Annotated in this window: 18 protein-coding genes; 8 read left to right on the top strand and 10 right to left on the bottom strand. The window is 47.6% G+C overall.

What is annotated here, in order from left to right:
* Positions 1–36: 36 nt before the first annotated feature.
* Positions 37–507, top strand: coding sequence for a transcriptional regulator ArgR (gene argR / locus MKR94_RS06910; RefSeq protein ID WP_048912807.1), 471 nt, complete (start codon positions 37–39; stop codon positions 505–507).
* A 55-nt stretch (positions 508–562) separates the two neighbouring features.
* On the opposite strand, the gene aaeB is transcribed toward argR, so the two are convergent.
* The 3 genes from aaeB to aaeX are packed head-to-tail and all read right to left on the bottom strand — an operon-like array spanning position 563 to position 3,674.
* Positions 563–2,518, bottom strand: coding sequence for a p-hydroxybenzoic acid efflux pump subunit AaeB (gene aaeB, locus MKR94_RS06905; RefSeq protein WP_241646280.1), 1,956 nt, complete (start codon positions 2,516–2,518; stop codon positions 563–565).
* A 12-nt stretch (positions 2,519–2,530) separates the two neighbouring features.
* On the bottom strand, positions 2,531–3,463 hold the full coding sequence (gene aaeA / locus MKR94_RS06900; protein ID WP_241646279.1) for a p-hydroxybenzoic acid efflux pump subunit AaeA: 933 nt from the start codon (positions 3,461–3,463) through the stop codon (positions 2,531–2,533).
* A 7-nt stretch (positions 3,464–3,470) separates the two neighbouring features.
* A complete protein-coding gene (gene aaeX / locus MKR94_RS06895; RefSeq protein ID WP_241646278.1) occupies positions 3,471–3,674 on the bottom strand; it encodes a p-hydroxybenzoic acid efflux pump operon protein AaeX in 204 nt (67 codons plus the stop codon).
* 265 nt (positions 3,675–3,939) lie between these two features.
* On the opposite strand from aaeX, the gene aaeR reads away from it, so the two are divergent.
* Positions 3,940–4,860 (top strand): HTH-type transcriptional activator AaeR, encoded by a 921-nt coding sequence (gene aaeR, locus MKR94_RS06890; RefSeq protein ID WP_241646277.1) that lies wholly within the window; start codon positions 3,940–3,942, stop codon positions 4,858–4,860.
* 20 nt (positions 4,861–4,880) lie between these two features.
* On the opposite strand, the gene tldD is transcribed toward aaeR, so the two are convergent.
* From tldD to mreB, 7 genes are all read right to left on the bottom strand, one after another.
* Positions 4,881–6,326, bottom strand: coding sequence for a metalloprotease TldD (tldD, locus tag MKR94_RS06885; protein WP_241646276.1), 1,446 nt, complete (start codon positions 6,324–6,326; stop codon positions 4,881–4,883).
* Positions 6,327–6,386: 60 nt separating this feature from the next.
* Entirely contained in the window at positions 6,387–10,217 is a 3,831-nt protein-coding gene (gene yhdP, locus MKR94_RS06880; RefSeq protein ID WP_241646275.1) for an AsmA2 domain-containing protein YhdP, read from the bottom strand.
* Positions 10,218–10,249: 32 nt separating this feature from the next.
* Entirely contained in the window at positions 10,250–11,719 is a 1,470-nt protein-coding gene (gene rng, locus MKR94_RS06875; RefSeq protein WP_241646274.1) for a ribonuclease G, read from the bottom strand.
* A 21-nt stretch (positions 11,720–11,740) separates the two neighbouring features.
* Entirely contained in the window at positions 11,741–12,304 is a 564-nt protein-coding gene (locus MKR94_RS06870) for a Maf family protein (RefSeq protein ID WP_241646273.1), read from the bottom strand.
* 8 nt (positions 12,305–12,312) lie between these two features.
* The gene (gene mreD / locus MKR94_RS06865; protein ID WP_241646272.1) at positions 12,313–12,801 is read right to left on the bottom strand and encodes a rod shape-determining protein MreD; all 489 of its coding nucleotides are present in this window, start codon (positions 12,799–12,801) and stop codon (positions 12,313–12,315) included.
* The gene (gene mreC, locus MKR94_RS06860; RefSeq protein ID WP_241646271.1) at positions 12,798–13,829 is read right to left on the bottom strand and encodes a rod shape-determining protein MreC; all 1,032 of its coding nucleotides are present in this window, start codon (positions 13,827–13,829) and stop codon (positions 12,798–12,800) included. Before mreC ends, mreD begins: the two co-directional genes overlap by 4 nt.
* A 120-nt stretch (positions 13,830–13,949) precedes the next feature.
* Positions 13,950–14,993 (bottom strand): rod shape-determining protein MreB, encoded by a 1,044-nt coding sequence (gene mreB, locus MKR94_RS06855; RefSeq protein ID WP_241646270.1) that lies wholly within the window; start codon positions 14,991–14,993, stop codon positions 13,950–13,952.
* A gap of 637 nt (positions 14,994–15,630) precedes the next feature.
* On the opposite strand from mreB, the gene aroQ reads away from it, so the two are divergent.
* From aroQ to prmA, 6 genes are all read left to right on the top strand, one after another.
* A complete protein-coding gene (gene aroQ, locus MKR94_RS06850) occupies positions 15,631–16,083 on the top strand; it encodes a type II 3-dehydroquinate dehydratase (RefSeq protein ID WP_241646269.1) in 453 nt (150 codons plus the stop codon).
* Positions 16,084–16,103: 20 nt separating this feature from the next.
* Positions 16,104–16,577 (top strand): acetyl-CoA carboxylase biotin carboxyl carrier protein, encoded by a 474-nt coding sequence (accB, locus tag MKR94_RS06845; protein ID WP_241646268.1) that lies wholly within the window; start codon positions 16,104–16,106, stop codon positions 16,575–16,577.
* Between the two features lie 10 nt (positions 16,578–16,587).
* Positions 16,588–17,937, top strand: coding sequence for an acetyl-CoA carboxylase biotin carboxylase subunit (accC, locus tag MKR94_RS06840; RefSeq protein ID WP_241646267.1), 1,350 nt, complete (start codon positions 16,588–16,590; stop codon positions 17,935–17,937).
* Positions 17,938–18,005: 68 nt separating this feature from the next.
* Positions 18,006–18,236: a DUF997 family protein gene (locus MKR94_RS06835; protein ID WP_241646266.1), complete on the top strand. Its 231-nt coding sequence runs from the start codon at positions 18,006–18,008 to the stop codon at positions 18,234–18,236.
* Positions 18,237–18,240: 4 nt separating this feature from the next.
* A complete protein-coding gene (gene panF, locus MKR94_RS06830; RefSeq protein ID WP_241646265.1) occupies positions 18,241–19,689 on the top strand; it encodes a sodium/pantothenate symporter in 1,449 nt (482 codons plus the stop codon).
* 10 nt (positions 19,690–19,699) lie between these two features.
* Positions 19,700–20,587 (top strand): 50S ribosomal protein L11 methyltransferase, encoded by an 888-nt coding sequence (gene prmA / locus MKR94_RS06825; protein WP_241646264.1) that lies wholly within the window; start codon positions 19,700–19,702, stop codon positions 20,585–20,587.
* The last annotated feature ends 268 nt before the right edge of the window (positions 20,588–20,855 follow it).

Below are 20,855 nucleotides of genomic sequence, written 5' to 3'. Positions count from 1 at the left end.
ATAATAATATTTTCCCCCCTATTTCAAAGGTTTTTTATGCGAACCCCTTCTAAACAAGATGATCTGGTACGAGCCTTTAAGGCACTTCTTAAAGAAGAAAAATTTAGCTCTCAAAGTGAAATTGTTCATGCCCTACAAGAAGATGGTTTTCAGAATATCAACCAGTCGAAAGTGTCACGTATGCTGACGAAATTTGGCGCGGTAAGAACCCGCAACGCCAAAATGGAAATGGTCTATTGCTTACCCGCTGAATTAGGCGTGCCTACCACTAGCAGCCCGCTGAAAAATCTGGTGACCGATATAGACTATAATGACGCCTTGGTCGTTATTCGTACCAGTCCAGGGGCCGCACAGCTCATTGCTCGTCTATTAGATTCATTAGGTAAGTCAGAGGGGATCTTGGGAACAATTGCTGGAGATGATACGATTTTTATTACGCCTTCCCGCGGCTTTACTGTAAAAAAACTCCATGCCGTCGTACTGACGCTCTTCGAACAAGAGCTTTAATCTGCCTATTAATAGGTCACTGGCAGACAGCCATAGCCGGCTGCCAGTTAGGGCGTTAGATATTAATCATCGTGGATTGATAACGGGTTAAAATATCCGTTAAACGGTGAACAGACTCTTGCATTGGGATCGACGCCTGATGCTCACTCAGTAATTGCTCGTAAGCCGTTAACTCCCTTAACAATCGCATATAGTAGTATTCTTTCTTTTCGACACTGTGTGCCGCTATCACCTTATCGCCCGTTAACCGTAACTGCTGATGGAACTCCGATAGCACAGGGTTTGGCGGAATAGCAAAACTCCGCAGACGTTGCTGGCTAATAATCAGCGTAAGGGCTAAGCGGTATTTATTCAGATCCCCAGGAAACATATTGAGCAACATGAAGAGCTGTTGATATAGGGCCGGTAAATGGTTCTCACGGCGACGAGAAGGATTGGTGGTCAATGATGCCACGGCGGAATACATCAATCGGTTAAGTATTTTACGCCCCGTCTTAGCTTTTGATTTATCTCTAATCAGTAATATCACCATCAACGCTAAGAAACAGCCAATCATTTGACCCAACGCACTATCTAGAAAAGACTCAATCGGGAAAGTAATGGGGTTACTCAGCACAATAATATTGAGCGTACCTATGAATCCCCCCAACGCCCCTACCTGCCGACGTTGAATCAGCACCCCGGCGACAAAGGCTAATACACCAATAATGAGACAGAGCAAGAAAATACTCTGTTGGGTATTAGGCATTAAGTAAGCGTAGTAAAGTAAACCGATAGGGAATGCTGCAGTCATACCATAAAGGAAATCTTTCGCCATCATCAGTGGATTGGGAATTCGCATAGCCAGTCCGGTTACCACCGCCAGCATGATCATACAACCACTGCCAGCATTCCAACCGGAATAAAGCCAAAATAATACCCCAGAGAACGCCGCGACAAAGGTACGAATGCCATTAATCATCGCGTGATGCGTTTCAGCAGATCGAGGCGCGACGATGACTTCACGACGAAGGATCGCCTCTTCTGTACCATTGATTCTCACGTTGCTGCGGATGCCTTTTGACAGCAAGAGATACTCTGATGCCGCCGTCACCCACGTAGAGAGGGCTAAAGGCACTGACTCTACCGGATACTCATTGAAAAGCTTACGTAACTCGCGAACTTTATTACGTAACTCACCAATAGTCTCAACCTTCTGATCGATGACTTCGACAAATGCACTAGAAAGATATTCCGGATGTGCCTGCAGGTTGAGATAGGTTTCTGTAGAGTGGGTGATCATCGTTAGAGAGAGGGTATTTAACATTTTCAATCGACGGCTACTGTTCTGCCAATGCGACGATTCCATTTTTAGCTGGCTTCGCATTCCACCGAAGGCGCTACTGCGAGCAACTAAGCTACTCCATGCCTTATCGATTGTCTCTTTCTCGCCCTTTGCTACGCACAATTGCAGTAGTTGATACTGCGCGAGTAAAAGTTGGTCAACCTCTTGGTCTATAACGCGTTTAATGGAACGCGGAGAGAAAAACGTATCAGATAAAATGGCACAGAGAATACCGATAAAAATCTCGCTACAACGCTCGACTGCCAATCGAGGCATGAGCTCCATAGAGCCAGAAGCGTTTGAGGTAATAATGATAATTAACGCGGTGTAGCCCGCTAAGCCAAAAGCGTAAGAATTATCCACTTTGACCAACGACGAGATCCAGACACAAAAGCCCGCCCAGAGGCAGCTAAGAAACAGCATAATCATCGGCGCTCTGATCGTCGTCATGACGATAGCTAACGCCGCAATGCAGCCTAAGGAGGTACCAATAATACGGAGTAATCCGCGGTAGCGTAGCGCACCGGAGTAAGGATCGCCCCCGGCGGCAAAAGCTTGTCCGCCAGCCACAATACCTGCGGTCATCACCGCCCAACGTGGCGTTTCTAAATTGAAGTAGAACCCCAATAGCATCGCTAACAAGACAGCAAAAGTTAATTTAACTGGGAAGCGTAAGAACTGAATCATACCGCCTCCCTGTTATCCAAATTCGCGTAGTCGATTGGTTAACTTTTCCAGAGGAGAAGGTTCACGGTCTTGACGATCTTTTTCACCCGTAATAATCACCGTGGCTGTGGTACCCGCTGGGAAACGATTACCCACTTGTTCATCAAGATGAATACGAACCGGTACACGCTGTGCTAGACGAACCCATTCCAAGTTAGAATCAACATCGGCCATCCCTTTACTATCATTACTGCTACTGCTATTAGTGACACCGGCGGCGACACTTTCTACCGTCCCCCGCAGTGTTAGATTGCTCCCCAAAGGCGTAATCTCTGCACGAAGACCAGGGCGTACCGCATGAAGTTTAGTCTCTTCCAAATAAGCGGTGACGTAGAAGGTACGGTCTTTCACTAATGCTACAGCAACTGAACCACGATTGATAAATTCGCCACCGTAAACATTAAGGTTCGTGATCCAACCATCTGCCGGCGCTTTAACCGTTGCACGAACCAGATCAATCTGAGCCAGATCCCGTGCTGCGGTGGCTTTAGCAAGTTGGTGTTCACTAGTTTGGAGATCGTTGTTCGCCTGCTCTACCGCTTCCCGAGATAACGCGACAGCGCTAAGTTGATTACGCCTTGCCGCTTCACGCCTTTTTTCGGCAACCACTGCTTGGTAGTAATCGACATCGGCCTGTGCTTCGTCTAAGGCTTCCTTAAATCGCGGGCGATCAATTTCAAACAGTGTTTCTCCTTGTTTCACGTATTGATTATCGTGCACGGTCACTTGTGTAATCAATCCCGTAACGTCAGGTGCAATCGCGACCACATCGGCGGAGAATTTTGCGTCACGTGTCCAAGGGGATTCGGTGTAATACACCCATGTACGAAAAACAATCACAATGGCGATAATCACTAACACAAAAGTAATCGCGTAGCGGGCCACTTTTTTTATTAACGTTTTCACTGAAACCTCAGACAATTAGACTCGAAACTAGATAAAACACACAGCAGTAAAGGGCGGTATTAACCAGTGCCGGGTGCCACACCAAATCGTAGATTCCCGTTGGCGTAAGCACTTTTTTCACTAGCCAAAACACAATGAGAGATAAGATCAGCTCAACAAAAATAGGTGGAAATGAGAGCCCAAATATCACCATAACTGGATGCACACTCATGTAAAATCCTTTAACTCATTAGCCAGCGAGCCACTCGGCATGGGTTACTGGAAAGCTTTAAGATCCATAATGGCGACTTACTTGGTTAGAAGGTAATAAAAACTGTACTATTACCCGTCGGGGACCAAACCAAAAAATCACTATAGTTAGAAACGACGATGCGAGAATAGAGAAATAAACTTCTATTTATATCGCTATAGTAACGTGTCTTTGCGATCATTTTCTATATTTTGTGAACTAAATCACTTTTAACTCAGAGTTAATAATGGAACGATTAAAACGAATGGCTGTGTTTGCCAAAGTTGTTGAACAAGGCTCGTTTACCGCCGTTGCACAGCAAATGCAGGTCAGCGTTTCTTCAATCTCACAGACCATTTCCCGCTTAGAGGATGAGCTCAATATTAAGCTTCTCAACCGCAGCACTCGACGTATTGGAATGACTGAAGCGGGGAAAATTTATTATTTGGGTTGTCAACGAATGCTCAATGAGGCCACTCGCGTCCACGAGCAATTATTTGAGTTTAATAATACGCCGGTGGGTACGTTACGTATTGGCTGCAGCACGACAATGGCACAGAACGTTCTCGCCCCTATCGCAATGAAATTGTTGGCCGATTATCCGGGGCTCGAGATCGATCTGATCACTGATAATCCAACCCCCGATCTGATCACGCATGGACTGGATCTGGTCCTCAGGACCGGACATTTAGAAAATTCTACGCTGTTCTCTCGCCAGATTGGCGCGATGCCGATGGTGATTTGCGCCAGTAAAGAGTATCTCAGCCAAATTTCGCTTCCCACCCATCACAGTGAGTTAGCGTCGCTATGTTGGCTAGAGTATACCTTGTCGCCTTATAATGAGATGGAGCTCACCACCCCGGATGGCGAAGTAATTCACCTTTCTCTTAGCGGTCGTTTCGCCACCAATGATCCACAAACCTTGGTGCATTGGCTAAAGTCAGGTGCTGGCATCGCTTATATGCCAATGATGTGGATAATGGATGAAGTGAAACAAGGAAATATCCACATATTACTGCCCGACTACAGCTCTAAGCCGCGCCCCGTCCATGCGTTATATACAGAGAAAGATAAATTACCGCTAAAAGTCCAAATCTGCTTATCTTTACTCGCCGACTATTTCAAAGAGATGGCCACGCGCTACGAGCTGTTTTTAAGTAAAAGGTAGCGTTACGCTACCTTCTATCCCTAGGCCGTCCCCCCTACCGTCAAGCGGTCGAGTTTTAAGGTCGGTTGACCGACACCGACGGGGACACTTTGTCCTTCTTTACCACATACCCCAACGCCTTTATCAAGCGCCAGATCATTACCGACCATTGAGATTTGCTGCATCGCTTCAATCCCTGACCCAATCAAGGTCGCCCCTTTAACCGGAGAGGTAATTTTCCCTTTCTCGATTAAATACGCTTCCGAAGTCGAGAAGACGAATTTTCCTGACGTAATATCAACTTGCCCACCCCCAAAATTAGGCGCGTAAATACCATAGTCGACACTTTCAATGATCTCTTGCGGGGTTGATTGACCCGCTAACATATAGGTATTGGTCATTCTTGGCATAGGCAGATGTGCATAGGACTCTCGGCGACCGTTACCCGTCGGTGAAAGCCCCATTAATCGTGCGTTCAATTTATCTTGGATAAAGCCTTTCAAGATACCCTTTTCAATCAATACATTGTATTGGCCTGGTACCCCTTCATCGTCGATAGCAATCGAGCCACGTAGACCATTCAAGGTTCCGTCATCTACGACGGTGCACAGCTCCGATGCTACTGGCTGCCCCATTTGGCCGCTAAACATTGACGTACCGCGACGGTTAAAATCACCTTCTAAGCCGTGACCGACCGCTTCATGGAGTAACACTCCTGGCCAGCCTGCGCCGAGGACAACTGGCAGCGTGCCAGCCGGAGCGGCCACTGCAGAAAGATTGACGAGAGCCATTCTTACCGCTTCTTTTGCCCAGCCGTCACAGCGCGTTTCACCCTGTTCATCGAGTAAGAAGAATTCATAGCCGGTCCGTCCACCTCCGCCGCATGAACCATGCTCGCGTTTCCCTTGATCTTCAACCTGAACGCTAATCGATAAACGTACTAAGGGCCGAATATCGACAGCCAAAGTACCATCTGTGGCGGCAATTAGAACTTCTTCGTAAACGCCAGATAAGTGAGCACTCACCTCTTGAACACGTGGGTCGGCATCACGTGCTACGCGGTTAACTCGGTGCAACAGAGAAATTTTATCTTCGCGCGTCAAACTGTCTAATGGGTTAATCGCAGCATATAACGCTTTATGCTCTACCGCGGCGAGGGTCCGTATTTTACCCTCACCTTGCTCTTGAACGATGCTGCGTGCAGCACCGGCACTTTGTTCGAGGGCCTTTAATGTCAGCTGATCCGCATAAGCAAAACCGGTTTTCTCGCCGCTCACAGCACGAATACCGACACCTTGGTCAATATGCCAAGATCCTTCTTTAATGATGTTATCTTCAAGTCCCCACGATTCATGCATACTGGACTGAAAATAGAGATCACCGTAGTCCAAATGGCGTTCTGAAAGCTGGCTGAGTACGCGTGAAAGGTCATCATGCGTAATAGTATTTTTAGTTAGTAAATGCTCGCTAACCAGGTTCAGTTTCATAAGTTCTCACTTTTAATTTGTGCCAACGAGGTAATCACTCATTATGGCTTTTTTCATTCTTTACTTACGCAAGACTTCTTTGACGTCCGGTTTGTCCATAGGTCCAGTGATACTGTAACGCAACAAGGATATTTTACTCCAGATCGGGGACAATACTTTACTTGCCACCACGACTGAAGCGCCCACAATAGGGTTGATTGCGAAGGCCGCTGCAACACCGACCGGTACTGAAATTTCAGGCGCAACGGTGGCTAATAGATCACATTGACGATTGACGAAATTTACCTTACCGCGCATACCAATATCCGCTTCTAAGCCATCAATATTCAGATTTTCAGTATGTAACACCCCTTGATCTACCCAAGCGGTGCCTGTGATGCTGTCGTAGTAAAAACCGCTATTCAAGGTGCCTCGAAAATCTAAACTGACTTTACGCAGTAACGCATCAACGCTTAATAGGCGTAATACTTGTACCGCTGTACCTGTCTCGACATGCCTGAAAGTCCCCTTACCTGCATTCAATGTCAGCAATCCACTCAATGTTTTAATGGAGGGCTGCCAAGGAACATCTTTCCAATGTAAGTCGTAACCAAGATGTAACGGAGTATCACTCACAGGTACCTCAACGCCAAACCAATGAGCAGCATCCTCCAAATTATCGGTATGCAGATGGCCTTTAAGGGCTGTGCGTTCTTGTCCAAGAACATTATTCCACTCTCCCATCACGGATAAGCGGCTACGCCCTGTGTCGACAGTCCCCTCGCGTAAGGTTAGCGTGTGCTGATTAACACTTATTTTTCCCTTAATTTGACCAAAGTTTTGTCCGGCAAACCAACAGGAAGAGCAGGTCACATCCAACCTCGGCCATTGGCTAAAATCGAGGTAATTATCGAGTAGGGCTTTTTCGGTATGTTGCTCCGTGCGGCGAGTGGAAAACTGTGGATTATAATAGAGGTAATCCATATTGAGCAGCCAAGGCTGTCCCGGCCGAATCTGTAGGGTGCCTCGTGCCTCGTTGCTGTTCACCGATAGATGAGGGGACGATAGTAACTGTTGTACCTGAAGACGAAGATTGCGCCATTTCTGCCCATACAGGGCTAATGCTGGCGTCGTTACCTGCAGTGTTGCAGGCAGCTCGAAGGCAATCGACTCCCGCCAATTTTGCCCTGTGGTAGACGGCTGAAGCGTTTTTTTCGCCGAGCTTGGTTTGGCTGAAGGGAGCTTCTTCAATATCGCCAGCAACTTGTCGCCGTCAAGGGCGGGTAACCGAATATCCATCATCGCTTGCAAGGGTAATGATGGATGTTCGTCTGCCTGACTGGTCCACTGCCCTTTTTCAAGTGATAAGCGAGGTGATAACCTCCATTGGGTGGTGAATCGTTGTTGATGATCCATCTCGCCCTGCACTTGTATCGTCGATAAATTACCCTTGGCCTCAACGAAGAGCGGGAAGGCACGGGGGTTAAGGTTCAATGCTTCAGGCAATTTGCCCCTGACTCGGGTCGTATCACTGACGACCTTAACCCGGTAAGTGGCCCCACCATGATGAGGCAGAGCAATCGCCACTTGGCTATGCCAAGGTAACCGCCCGATTAACTGCTGGTGTAACGTTTTTGGGAAGGCATTAATTTTCTCTAAAGCCCAATCACCCTCAGCCTGAATATTAATCGCGAACTGCTGCGCTTGTTCTTCCGTAGAGAAGTTCACCTTAACCGGTTGTCCAAACCACTGGGCTGATATCGGGGTGCTCTGTAAGCGTCCATTATTATACGTAAACCGTCCCGTCACGCCTTTCATTTGCGTTTGCAGTGGCACAATAGTGAGTTGATTATTTTTTAGGTTAACGTCCCCCTTTGCGATCACTTCTTTTCCATTCAAAGGAATCATTAATCCTAAATGGCCGTAGACTTCTCCATTAACCTTAAGTTGGTCTAATGCACTACCGACACTTTTCGCTAAGGGGGTCTGTTTCATATAGCGATGGATATCTTCCCCTTGCCCGCGAATATCCCCCTCGATCAATAATTGATCTTTATGATAATCAGGGATATCAGCAGTAACCTGTGTGACAGGAACGTTGCCTAAGCGGATTGCATCGGCTTTCATCCATAGTCCGTTATTGACAAAGTTCAGCTCAATATCAAGAGGTGACAACGCAGGCCACCCTGGCTGAAAAGCAAATTTTGCTTGTTTTAACGGAACAGTGACTTGGAACGTTCCCTCGTTATGGATGAATGGGAATTGATGTGGATTCCCCGCAAAGACTAAGGTCGCATCCTTTGCCTTACCCCCTTGAATAGCGGTACTCAGATAACGCACTAATCCTTTTGGCATAATCTTGATAGGAAAATAACGCCAAGCATCCGCGCCGTCTGTTGCATTAATCCCCGCCAAAATTTGTAAATTCGGCGGACCATTATTCGACTGTTGGTACGAGAAATCTCCTTTAGCGGCAACCGATTTTGCGCTAACGTCGATATCGTGTCCTGAGAGGGTGAGAGCCTTGTCCTGCCGCTTCCATGCGAATCCCCCAGAGAAATGGTTAAGTTCGATCGGAGCCTGCAGTTGTCCCTGAGAGGCCAAGGTTTGTTGGCCTAATTCTAGAGTTGTTTCACCTTGCGCCATCCCTCCGGTCAACGAACCAGAAAATCCTGTGACCGCCGGTAATTTCTGAAAAGCTTGCCAACTCACTTGCTGCCACTGCGCGGCAACACGGGTCTGCTGCAGATCGTGAACTGGGATATCGGCAGCAAGGCGAGTGATCCGCCCTTGGGGGTTAGCCTGCTGCCATAGGTTGGCATAAGTAGACTGCAACGGAGAAAGCAGTGGTACCAGAGGGCTAAGCCGCGCAAGCTCGATATTTGCTGCACGAATTCGAATCGCTGAATGCTCTGCCGGTAACCAAGGCTGCTCGTTATCAGCTTGCCAATTTAAGGCTAAGCTTCCTCGCGGCCAGCGCGTATTATCGATGCTGATCCCTGTATCGGGAAGCAGTAAGACAAAACCTTTACCCACCCGCGTTAACTTAGCTGATAGCTGCGTTAACGATAATTGATGAGCCGCTTGATTTACTTGTTGCCACTCGGCGTCGCCGCGATTGATGATAACATCACCAGAGGATAGCACCCCGTCTGACATATGCAGCCAAACCATCAAACTCAGGTGAGCTTTTTTTAAGTTGGTATTCTTATTGACCCAATTCCCTAACCAAGGTTTGGCATCAATATCATTCACTTTGATCCAGACAGTGCCTTTGTCTAGTAACTGCTGCTTATCCTGTAAATTAACCCGCAATTGCGCCGTACCATGTTGACCGGTAAAGCTGCTCAGATTCACTAGACCTTCTGCTCGATGTAATTTTCCTTCATTAAACCAAGTCAAAGTGGGTATGTGTAGCGTCACACGCTGCCCTGAAGGAGAGGGAAAATCGATCGTACTTTCACGAAGAATAAAATGGTCGAAACGCTGCAAAAAGAGGTTTTTAACTTTATTACTGTCGTAACCGTTATGCGACGAAGACTCTTTTTGTGGGAATTGCTGGATAAAGAAGTGAAGTTGCCAGAAGGTTAGATCGCGGAATTGTAACTTAGCATGAAGGAGCGATTGCCAGACGTCCAAAGCGAGCGTGACTTTCTTTATCTGTAATTTACCGCCATCGGCCAACTCCGCCGAAAAATTATCTACGCTAAGGGTAGGACCAAAGTTTTTCCACTCACCTTGAAGCTTATCGGCCGAGAAGTGGATGCCTGTTGCAGTTGATGCAGCATTAAGCAGTTGTGAGCGATAATGGTCCATGTAAGGCATAGCCAAGCGTAAAGCCGTCACAAACAGTGCAGCGATTACAATCAGCGCGGTAATTATCCGTAATGTCCATTGTGATAACCTGCTCACTGTCCCCTCACTCTACGATCCATCGACTGCGATTACATAAGTACTACATCGAACTGCTCTTGAGTATAGAGGGGTTCGACTTGTACTTTGACCTGTTTACCTAAAAAGATTTCGACTTCCGCCAGTGCATGGGCTTCTTCGTTCTTTAACGCCTCACAGACTCGCGGCGACGCATACACTAAATAGCTGTCAGAATCGTAACTATGGTGAACACGCACAATCTCGCGCATGATCTCATAGCAGACCGTATCGGCGGTTTTCACGCTGCCACGTCCTTGGCAGGTTGGGCAGTTGCCACATAAAATATGTTCGAGGCTTTCGCGGGTCCGCTTACGCGTCATTTCCACTAAACCTAACGATGAGAAGCCATTAATACTGCTTTTCACTCTATCCTTACTCATCGCACTTTCTAGTGTGTGTAACACTCGGCGACGGTGCTCTTCATTACTCATATCAATAAAATCGATGATGATAATGCCGCCTAAATTCCGTAACCGAAGTTGACGGGCAATGACTTGTGTGGCTTCGATATTGGTATTGAAAATCGTTTCTTCGAGATTACGATGCCCGACAAACGCCCCTGTATTAATATCGACGGTAGTCATTGCCTCGGTCTGATCAATAATAAGATAACCACCAGACTTTAACGCCACTTTTCGTTCCATCGCCCGTTGGATTTCATTCTCCACGTCGAACAGATCAAAAATAGGCTGCTTACCACTATAGTGCTCGAGTTTTTCCGTTAGCTCAGGGACATACTCGGCGGTAAACTCCAGTAGCTTTTCGTAGGTTGCTTTAGAATCGACCCGAATATGGTCAAGCGGTGCCTCAACGAAATCGCGTAATACCCGTGCCGCCAACGCAATCTCGCCATAAAGCTTAATCCGCGTCTGATTACGCTTTTTACGCTTACATACCTTTGCCCACAAACGCTTTAGAAAGGCGGCATCCCGTGCCAACTCAGCATCGCTGATCCCTTCTGCTGCGGTACGAATAATAAATCCACCCTGCTCATCACAATATTGATGAACTGCCTGTTTGAGGCGGACGCGCTCCGCTTCACTCTCGATACGTTGTGAAACCCCTACATGGGAGGCGCCAGGCATGAAAACCAGATAGCGTGAGGGCAGTGTGATATCCGTTGTCAGCCTTGCCCCTTTCGTTCCGAGCGGATCTTTAACCACTTGTACCATCAAATCTTGGCCAGGCCGAACTAATTCAGAAATATTTTTAACATGAAATTTCTTCTGCTCTTCTCCTGCCACACATTCGGTATGTGGCACGATATCGGAAGCATGGAGAAACGCAGATTTATCTAAGCCAATATCAACAAAGGCCGCTTGCATACCGGGCAAGACACGGCTTACACGACCTTTGTAGATATTTCCGACGATCCCTCTTTTCGCTTCTCGTTCGATATGAATTTCTTGCAAAATTCCATTATCGAGGTAAGCAACACGTGTTTCAGAAGGCGTGACATTGATGAGTAGTTCAGCAGTCATTAACACTCCTTATCGCTATCGCTAGGATTGAAAGTCAGTCAGTAATTCATACGTTTCTACAAGCGGCAATCCAACCACTGCAGAATAACTGCCTTGAATTTCACGGACAAAATTTCCACCCAGCCCTTGGATTCCATAGGCGCCCGCTTTATCCATGGGTTCCTGAGTCTCGATATAGTGGCGAATTCGCTCGGGCGTCAAATGACAAAAAGTTACCGTTGTTTGTACATACCGCGTTGTTATTTTATATGAATCGGCAAGGGTAACGGCGGTGAATACTTGGTGAGAATGGCCTGATAATTGGGTCAACATGTCAAAGGCATGGTTGGGCGATAACGGTTTTTCCAGCACCCGATCCCCCATCACAACGATTGTGTCTGCACCTAATACTGGCCGATTATCTGGAGCTATTTTAACCCCGGCCAGCGCTTTATCTTGCGATAGCCTTGTCACATAATCGAGCGGCGACTCATTCGCCTGTCGTTGCTCAATAACCTCAGTGATTAAACGAGTAAAGGGTACGCCTAATTGTGTAAGTAATTCGGCACGACGAGGAGAGGCTGATGCAAGATAAATGGGCAACATAAATAGCCTTACTGAATCGAGAATTGATAACGTATCTTACGCATCAATAAAAATAGCCAAGGCCACAATAATCCATCGACTAATGCCCCCATAAAAATTTCTGGACGAAAGGTGATATCCCTGACCATAAACTGTACCCAGAAAACCATCACATCACTGACCAACGAGAACAGTACCACCACGCCAGCTTGTTGCCACAGCGCCAAATTACGAAATAGCTGAAATCGATAAACAATCAGATAAGCAATAATACTGAACGTTAAGGCCCGGATTCCTAAAGTAGAGCCTGAGACCAGGTCCATCACCATACCAATGAAGAAACCTGTGCCGATGTTCACGCGGTGGGGTAATGCAAGAATCCAGTATAAGAGCAATAGCAACATCCACGATGGCCGGAACATGTAATATTGCTCCGGCCACGGCATCACTTGTAATACTAAGGCAATAACAAATGAAAGCCAGATAACCCAACCACCTTGTCTACGATAGCGACTCAAGGACGCCCTCCAGACGGAAGAGACTGTCCCGTAGCCGCTGGAACTGTGGCGGCAGGAGGTGCAGCACTAGCCGCAGGGGCCGTTGGCGTAGGGGATGTTGTTGCAGGGGATGCCCCAACCGGGGTCGGTATTTGCGGCATCATTTGCTGTAAACGCTCATTCGCCACTTGATTAACCTCTTGAGGGGTCGCCGATACGCCGGATTTATTATCATTGTTCCACAATAATAATAGATAGCGTAAACGTTGCAAGTCCGCCGCAGGCCGCACTTCAATCACCGTTGTCGCACGCTGCATATCCGGCGTGACAGAAGACACAACGCCGACGGGGTACCCCTCAGGGAAGCGTCCACCCAATCCAGACGTTACGAGTACATCCCCAACTTTAACATCGGCATTCCCAGTCAAGTGTTCAAGTTGAAGATTTTCGGTACAACCATTACCCGTTGCAATAGCCCGTAAATCGTTACGGAGTACTTGCACCGGTAGAGCATGTGAACCATCGCAGATCAGTAAGACCCGGCTGGAGAATTGCGCAACCGCAATCACCTGCCCCACGACGCCTTTATCACTAATCACCGGCTGGCCTTCGTAAACGCCGCTGCGCGAGCCTTTGTCGATTACCACTTGATGACTATAAGGGTCGGTAGCTTCCGAAATAACTTGGGTCACCATTTTATGTTCGTCTTGACGGAGCGGAGAACCGAGGAGTTCTCGTAGGCGTACGTTCTCTTGACGATATTGCCCCAACAACAATAACTGACTATTTTTCAGTCGTAACTCTCGCTGAAGCGCTTGGTTTTCTTGTTCAAGTGTCTGACGGGAGGTGAGAGCGTCTGCAGTACTGTCGAGGAAACGACGCGGACCGTCAGCCATAAAGTAGAACGGGCTAACTGAGGTATCGAGGTAGTCGCGTATCCCACGAAAAGGGCTAACGTGACTATCGGTTATGATCACTGCAATAGCCGCCAATACAGCTAATACTAAGCGTATCTGCAGAGAAGAGCCTCTGCTAAAAATCGGCTTCATAAAATCCTGCGTGTTTTTCACAAAAAACAAGGGAGCGCGTTTCGATGCACTCCCCAAGGCCGGAAAGGTAATTATGCTGAATTAAGCGTAGTGCAAGATCCTTCATTCAGCGAATAACCGCTACTCTTCGCTAAAGAGATCGCCGCCGTGAATATCAATCATCTCAAGAGCTTTACCACCCCCACGCGCAACGCATGTCAGCGGGTCTTCAGCAATGACGACAGGAATACCGGTTTCTTCAATCAATAAACGGTCAAGATTACGTAATAACGCACCACCGCCCGTTAGGACCATCCCACGCTCTGAAATATCAGAAGCAAGTTCCGGTGGGCATTGCTCTAATGCCACCATGACGGCACTGACAATACCGGTTAACGGTTCTTGTAGCGCTTCGAGGATTTCATTTGAATTCAAGATAAAGCCACGCGGAACACCTTCAGCAAGGTTACGCCCACGCACTTCAATTTCTAAAACTTCATCGCCCGGGTAAGCCGAACCGATCTCATGTTTAATCCGCTCAGCCGTGGCTTCACCGATCAGTGCCCCATAGTTACGACGAACATAGTTGATAATCGCTTCATCAAAACGGTCACCGCCTACGCGTACTGATGCAGAGTACACCACACCGTTAAGGGAGATCACGGCAACTTCTGTCGTCCCGCCACCAATATCAACAACCATTGAACCTGTTGCTTCAGAAACGGGTAAGCCCGCACCAATGGCAGCAGCCATAGGTTCTTCAATAAGGAAGACTTCGCGCGCGCCCGCGCCTAACGCTGATTCACGAATAGCTTTACGCTCAACTTGCGTCGCGCCAACCGGCACACAAACCAATACGCGTGGGCTTGGGCGCATAAAGCTGTTGCTGTGGACTTGCTTAATAAAGTGCTGAAGCATTTTTTCAGTCACAAAAAAGTCAGCAATGACACCGTCTTTCATTGGACGAATTGCCGCGATATTACTCGGCGTACGGCCAAGCATTTGCTTAGCCCCTTGGCCCACCGCAGCAACGCTTTTTGGCGAACCGGCGCGATCTTGGCGAATTGCCACAACGGAAGGCTCATTCAGAACGATGCCTTGCCCTTTTACATAAATCAGGGTATTGGCAGTACCCAGGTCAATGGACAGGTCATTAGAAAACATGCCACGAAATTTTTTAAACATACTAGGGGGTAATCCTGCAAGCTGGGGGCGAAAATAAAATCCGCCTACTCTACCAACCACTCGAAGCAGCGACAAGGCGCAAAATCTGGCGCTTCGGTGAAAACTTTAAGTTAATTGACATTCAGCACTCGTTAATCGTTTACGATCTAACAAATACCTTTAAAAACAATTAGTTATCCAATTTTTTAGAAAACACAAAAACGTATCGAGAAATAAAATCTAACACTTATACTTTATTTCTTTGCCCGACTTCATAGCAGAAAAATTCAACAACGCTTTGCAATGGATAAACGCTGGGGGATTCTACCCTTATTTGGTGATATTTGCTCAACTTTTAGCGTAATTATTCAACATAAAATTGACACTAAACACTGGCCATCATTTGATTGAATTTTTTCTAAGCAGAATCTTTCAGAACATTCTTTACGGGGAAGCGCGATTAAGTGACAATTAATTGGAAATCTCCCGCCGACTTATCCTCAATACTCAGTTACTTTAGAGGCTAAAATCGCCAAAACTGCACGACTCAATCACTAAATGACGTTAAATTCGGTTTTTTTTTGGCGTAACGAGTGACAAATAGATTCGGGCAGAGTATTTTACGCAGTGCTTAACTATTGCAGGAGATACCCGCAAGATGGCTAATAAATTTCACATTTTGCTCTTAAACGGTCCAAACCTCAACTTGTTAGGGACCCGAGAGCCAGAAAAATATGGTCATGACACACTAGACGATATCGTGTCATCACTGCAGATTCAGGCTCAGGATTTGAATGTGCAATTAAGTCATTACCAATCGAATGCGGAATCGGCGTTGATCGATCAAATTCATCTTGCCCGCGGCAACGTGGATTATATCATCATCAATCCTGCCGCGTTTACACATACCAGTGTAGCAATACGTGATGCATTTTTAGCGGTCAGCGTTCCTTTTATTGAAGTGCATCTCTCCAATGTGCATGCGCGTGAACCTTTCCGCCGCCATTCATATCTTTCAGATATATCATCCGGCGTGATCTGCGGCCTTGGGGCTGATGGATATCGTTGGGCTTTACATACAGCCGTAAAACGCCTGTTAAATTCAAATTAATATAGAGTACGGAACCCACCATGGATATTCGTAAGATTAAAAAATTAATCGAACTGGTTGAAGAATCAGGTATTGCTGAGCTAGAAATTTCAGAAGGTGAAGAGTCAGTACGTATTAGCCGTTCCCCGGCGAATACTGGTTACCCGATGATGCAACAAGCCTACGCTGCGCCGATGCAACCTGCACCAGCCTTAGCGGCAGCGGTCGCGCCAGCGGCAACGGAAGCTGCAGCACCGGTCGCGGCTGCACCAGAAGTGGCTGGACATACTGTTCGCTCACCCATGGTCGGGACGTTCTACCGCACCCCAAGCCCAGATGCTAAGCCTTATATCGAAGTAGGCCAAAAGGTTAACGTTGGTGACACCCTCTGCATCGTTGAAGCGATGAAGATGATGAACCAAATCGAAGCGGATAAAGCAGGTATTGTTAAAGCGATCCTCATCGAGAGCGGTCAACCGGTGGAATTCGACGAGCCAATGGTCATCATCGAATAACGAGGTCCCTATGCTGGAAAAAATTGTTATCGCAAACCGCGGTGAAATTGCACTGCGTATTTTACGTGCCTGTAAAGAGCTCGGTATCAAAACGGTGGCCGTTCACTCCACCGCTGACCGCGAGCTGAAGCACGTGCTGATGGCTGACGAGACAGTCTGTATCGGTCCAGCACCATCAGTAAAAAGCTATCTGAATATTCCTGCACTCATCTCCGCCGCGGAGATCACCGGTGCAGATGCTATTCACCCTGGCTATGGATTTTTATCTGAGAACGCCGATTTTGCTGAACAAGTTGAGCGTTCAGGCTTCGTGTTTATTGGTCCTAAAGCAGAGACCATTCGCCTGATGGGTGATAAAGTCTCCGCGATCAATGCCATGAAGAAAACGGGGGTTCCTTGCGTACCAGGATCCGACGGATCGCTGGGTGACGATATGGATAAGAACCGTCAAATTGCTAACCGTATCGGTTACCCAATTATTGTTAAAGCCTCTGGCGGCGGCGGCGGACGCGGTATGCGTGTCGTGCGCAGCGACAAGGACCTTGAAACTTCCATTAAAATGACTCGTGCTGAAGCCAAAGCGGCCTTCAACAACGATATGGTCTATATGGAGAAATATCTCGAAAATCCACGTCATATCGAGATCCAGGTTCTTGCTGATGGCCAAGGCCAAGCTATCTACCTTGCAGAACGTGATTGTTCGATGCAACGTCGCCACCAAAAAGTGGTCGAGGAAGCGCCGGCACCAGGGATTACCCCTGAATTACGTAAGTTTATCGGCGATCGCTGTGCTAAAGCCTGTATCGATATTAACTATCGCGGTGCTGGGACCTTTGAGTTCCTTTTTGAAAACGGCGAGTTCTATTTCATCGAAATGAACACCCGTATTCAGGTAGAGCATCCAGTGACCGAAATGATCACGGGTGTCGATCTGATCAAAGAACAACTGCGTATTGCGGCAGGGTTGCCTTTAAGCATTAAGCAAGAAGATATCGACGTGGTAGGTCATGCCATTGAATGTCGTATCAATGCTGAAGACGCTAATACCTTTTTACCCAGCCCAGGTAAAATTACTCGTTTCCACTCCCCGGGGGGGTTTGGCATCCGCTGGGAATCGCACATCTACTCTGGCTACACCGTTCCGCCACACTATGACTCCATGATCGGTAAATTGATCACTTATGGAGAAACACGTGCGGTGGCGATTGCGCGGATGAAGAATGCCTTAGCCGAGTTGATCATCGACGGAATTAAAACCAACGTTGATCTGCAGCTTCGCATCATGAACGATGAAAACTTCGAAAAAGGTGGGACTAACATCCACTACTTAGAGAAGAAACTCGGTCTGCAAGAGAAGTAATTGCCTAGCAACCTTTTATTAAGGCCGGTTTAACCGGCCTTTTTCTTTGGTCTACCTTGAGGGTGAAGATGGATCCTCGTTTTATACAAGCGCATAAAGAAGCACGCTGGTCCCTGTTACTCAGTATAGCTTGGGTCTTAGTTTGGATCGCAACGGCTTATACTGGTGGCCAGGAGTTAGGACTATTCGGCTTCCCCCGTTGGTTTGAATGGTCATGTTTGTTTACCCCTGTCCTATTTATTCTCCTCTGCTGGATGATGGTTCGATATCTCTTTGCAGACCTCCCCTTAGAGGACTGATTCCATGAATACTCATGTGCTCATTCCACTCATTATTTATCTCTTCCTCGTCGTCATGATCTCAATCGTGGCCATGGTGCAACAAAAACGTGCGAAAGGCCCCTTCCTCACAGAATATTTTCTGGGTGGCCGGACGATGAGCGGTTTCCTTCTTGCCATGACCCTCACCACGGCCTATATCAGCGCCAGTTCGTTTATAGGCGGCCCTGGCGCAGCGTATCAATACGGATTAGGGTGGGTAATGATTGCGATGGCCCAAGTGCCAACGGTCTGGCTCTCACTGGGCGTATTGGGGAAAAAATTTGCCATCCTCGCTCGACGCTATCAAGCGATTACCTTAAACGATATGTTATACGCCCATTATCGTAGCCAATGGGTCGTGTGGATAGCCAGTATCACCTTACTGATTGCGTTTATCGCAGTGATGACGGTGCAGTTTATCGGTGGAGCACGGTTACTGGAAACAGTGGTCGGTATTCCTTACACCCAAGGACTATTAATCTTTGGAGCGATTATCGCGTTATACACCTCTCTCGGTGGTTTTAGAGCCAGCGTTCTCAATGATGTCTTGCAAGGTGTGGTGATGTTAGTCGGCACATTTTTACTTCTCTATGCGGTCATTCATGCTGCGGGGGGCACGGCGCAGGCGGTACATCAATTAAAACTGATTAATCCACAGCTGATTGAGCTACGAGGTGCGGGAAATATCATTACCCCTAGCCTGATTATTTCCTTTACTGTGCTGGTCTGTTTCGGCGTGTTAGGACTACCCAATACCGCGATACGGTCTATTTCCTACAGAGATAGCCGCTCCCTACATCGCGGTATCTTATTGGGGACGGCACTGTTGACCGTCTTGATGCTCGGGATGCATCTTTCTGGGGCCTTAGGCCGAGCGATACTGCCTAATCTTACCGTCCCCGATCAAGTCATCCCAACGCTGATGATGAAAGTATTACCGCCTTTTGCCGCCGGCATTTTTCTTGCCGCGCCGATGGCAGCCATGATGTCGAATATTAACGCTCACCTTCTGCAAGCATCGGCGACCTTAGTAAAAGATCTCTATTTACGGCTACGCCCAGCTGCTGCAACGCAGGAGAAACATCTGCGCCGCCTCTCCGTTAGCTTTACTTTCGTGCTAGGCATCGCGGTGATCTTGGCGGCGTGGCATCCGCCACAAATGATTATTTGGTTAAACTTACTCGCCTTCGGTGCCTTAGAAGCCGTATTCTTATGGCCTTTAGTGTTAGGACTTTACTGGCGAAATGCCAACGCCTATGGTGCAATAAGTGGCATGTTGGTGGGCGCTGTGCTTTATAGTCTTCTCGCCACGTTTTCGATACGCCTTGCAGGCTTACACCCGATCGTTCCGGCGTTAATCGCGAGTTTCCTCGCATTTGTTATCGCTAACCGTGTTGGACAGCAGGCCGCCCCTGCCACCCCTAATCAATAATGGAAATGCTATGCCTTGGATTCAAATTAAGATCAATACCACTGGAAACCATGCGGAACAGCTCGCAGAGGCCTTGGAGGAGACAGGTGCAGTCTCTGTCACCTTTCAAGATACCCATGATAATCCGGTCTACGAACCACTGCCGGGTGAAACGCGTTTATGGGGCGATACCGATATCATCGGCCTATTCGATGCTGAAACCGATATGGCAACAGTTGTAACGATGATGGCGGCTCACCCACTATTAGGGGAAGACTTCCACCACAAGATAGAACAGATCGAAGATAAAGATTGGGAACGTGAATGGATGGATAATTTCCATCCGATGCGTTTCGGTGAGCGTTTATGGATTTGCCCTAGCTGGCGCGATGTTCCCGATGCCAATGCGGTCAACGTAATGCTCGATCCTGGCTTAGCGTTCGGGACGGGTACGCACCCAACCACCTCACTTTGCTTAACCTGGTTAGACGGATTGGTTCTTAAGGGAAAAACCGTGATCGATTTCGGCTGTGGATCAGGGATCCTGGCGATCGCCGCGTTGAAACTCGGGGCTTCACGGGCTATCGGTATCGATATTGATCCGCAAGCGATTCAAGCCAGTCGTGATAATGCTGAACGTAATGGCGTTGCAGAGAAACTGGAACTTTACCTCCCTCATGAACAACCAGAGAATCTGCAAGCCGACGTAGTGGTTGCCAATATTCTTGCCGGCCCCTTACGCGAACTCGCACCGTTAATTCGTGTGCTACCAGTAGCCGGTGGCGAACTGGGTTTATCAGGGATCTTAGCGAGCCAAGCAGAAGGCGTTTGTGAAGCCTATGCAGATCACTTCGTCCTCGATCCTGTTGCTGAAAAAGAAGAGTGGTGCCGTATTACGGGTAAGCGTCGCGCTGAATAGGCAAAAGCTTTACATACGCTTTGCTTAACCCGTTAATAAGCTTACCTGAGGTAAGCTTATATTATCGCCGCACTAAGGGGAGTGCCGCGATAATATAGGAAGATACATGAAAGGATTTCTCCCACTCTGTCTATCCGCTCTCCTAGTCACCCCTTCAGCCTATGCAATACTTTAGTCCTACACAGGGAATAACTCGCTGGAAAACTGGGGAGTCCTAGGCAGCCAATACCCACTTTGTAAAGAAGGGATTGGTTGGCTTGTGATGAAG

The organism is Rosenbergiella metrosideri (assembly GCF_022602565.1).
GTDB lineage: Bacteria > Pseudomonadota > Gammaproteobacteria > Enterobacterales > Enterobacteriaceae > Rosenbergiella > Rosenbergiella metrosideri.
Note: the sequence above shows the minus strand (reverse complement) of the source record. Positions and strands in the feature narration are given on the sequence as shown.

Excerpts from the sequence above, each read along its gene's own strand:
- accB (WP_241646268.1), top strand. The coding sequence starts at position 16,104 with ATGGATATTCGTAAGATTAAAAAATTAATCGAACTGGTTGAAGAATCA.
- mreC (WP_241646271.1), bottom strand. The coding sequence starts at position 13,829 with ATGAAGCCGATTTTTAGCAGAGGCTCTTCTCTGCAGATACGCTTAGTA.
- aaeX (WP_241646278.1), bottom strand. The coding sequence starts at position 3,674 with ATGAGTGTGCATCCAGTTATGGTGATATTTGGGCTCTCATTTCCACCT.
- argR (WP_048912807.1), top strand. The coding sequence starts at position 37 with ATGCGAACCCCTTCTAAACAAGATGATCTGGTACGAGCCTTTAAGGCA.
- aroQ (WP_241646269.1), top strand. The coding sequence starts at position 15,631 with ATGGCTAATAAATTTCACATTTTGCTCTTAAACGGTCCAAACCTCAAC.
- rng (WP_241646274.1), bottom strand. The coding sequence starts at position 11,719 with ATGACTGCTGAACTACTCATCAATGTCACGCCTTCTGAAACACGTGTT.
- prmA (WP_241646264.1), top strand. The coding sequence starts at position 19,700 with ATGCCTTGGATTCAAATTAAGATCAATACCACTGGAAACCATGCGGAA.
- aaeR (WP_241646277.1), top strand. The coding sequence starts at position 3,940 with ATGGAACGATTAAAACGAATGGCTGTGTTTGCCAAAGTTGTTGAACAA.
- aaeB (WP_241646280.1), bottom strand. The coding sequence starts at position 2,518 with ATGATTCAGTTCTTACGCTTCCCAGTTAAATTAACTTTTGCTGTCTTG.
- panF (WP_241646265.1), top strand. The coding sequence starts at position 18,241 with ATGAATACTCATGTGCTCATTCCACTCATTATTTATCTCTTCCTCGTC.
- accC (WP_241646267.1), top strand. The coding sequence starts at position 16,588 with ATGCTGGAAAAAATTGTTATCGCAAACCGCGGTGAAATTGCACTGCGT.
- MKR94_RS06870 (WP_241646273.1), bottom strand. The coding sequence starts at position 12,304 with ATGTTGCCCATTTATCTTGCATCAGCCTCTCCTCGTCGTGCCGAATTA.
- mreB (WP_241646270.1), bottom strand. The coding sequence starts at position 14,993 with ATGTTTAAAAAATTTCGTGGCATGTTTTCTAATGACCTGTCCATTGAC.
- MKR94_RS06835 (WP_241646266.1), top strand. The coding sequence starts at position 18,006 with ATGGATCCTCGTTTTATACAAGCGCATAAAGAAGCACGCTGGTCCCTG.
- tldD (WP_241646276.1), bottom strand. The coding sequence starts at position 6,326 with ATGAAACTGAACCTGGTTAGCGAGCATTTACTAACTAAAAATACTATT.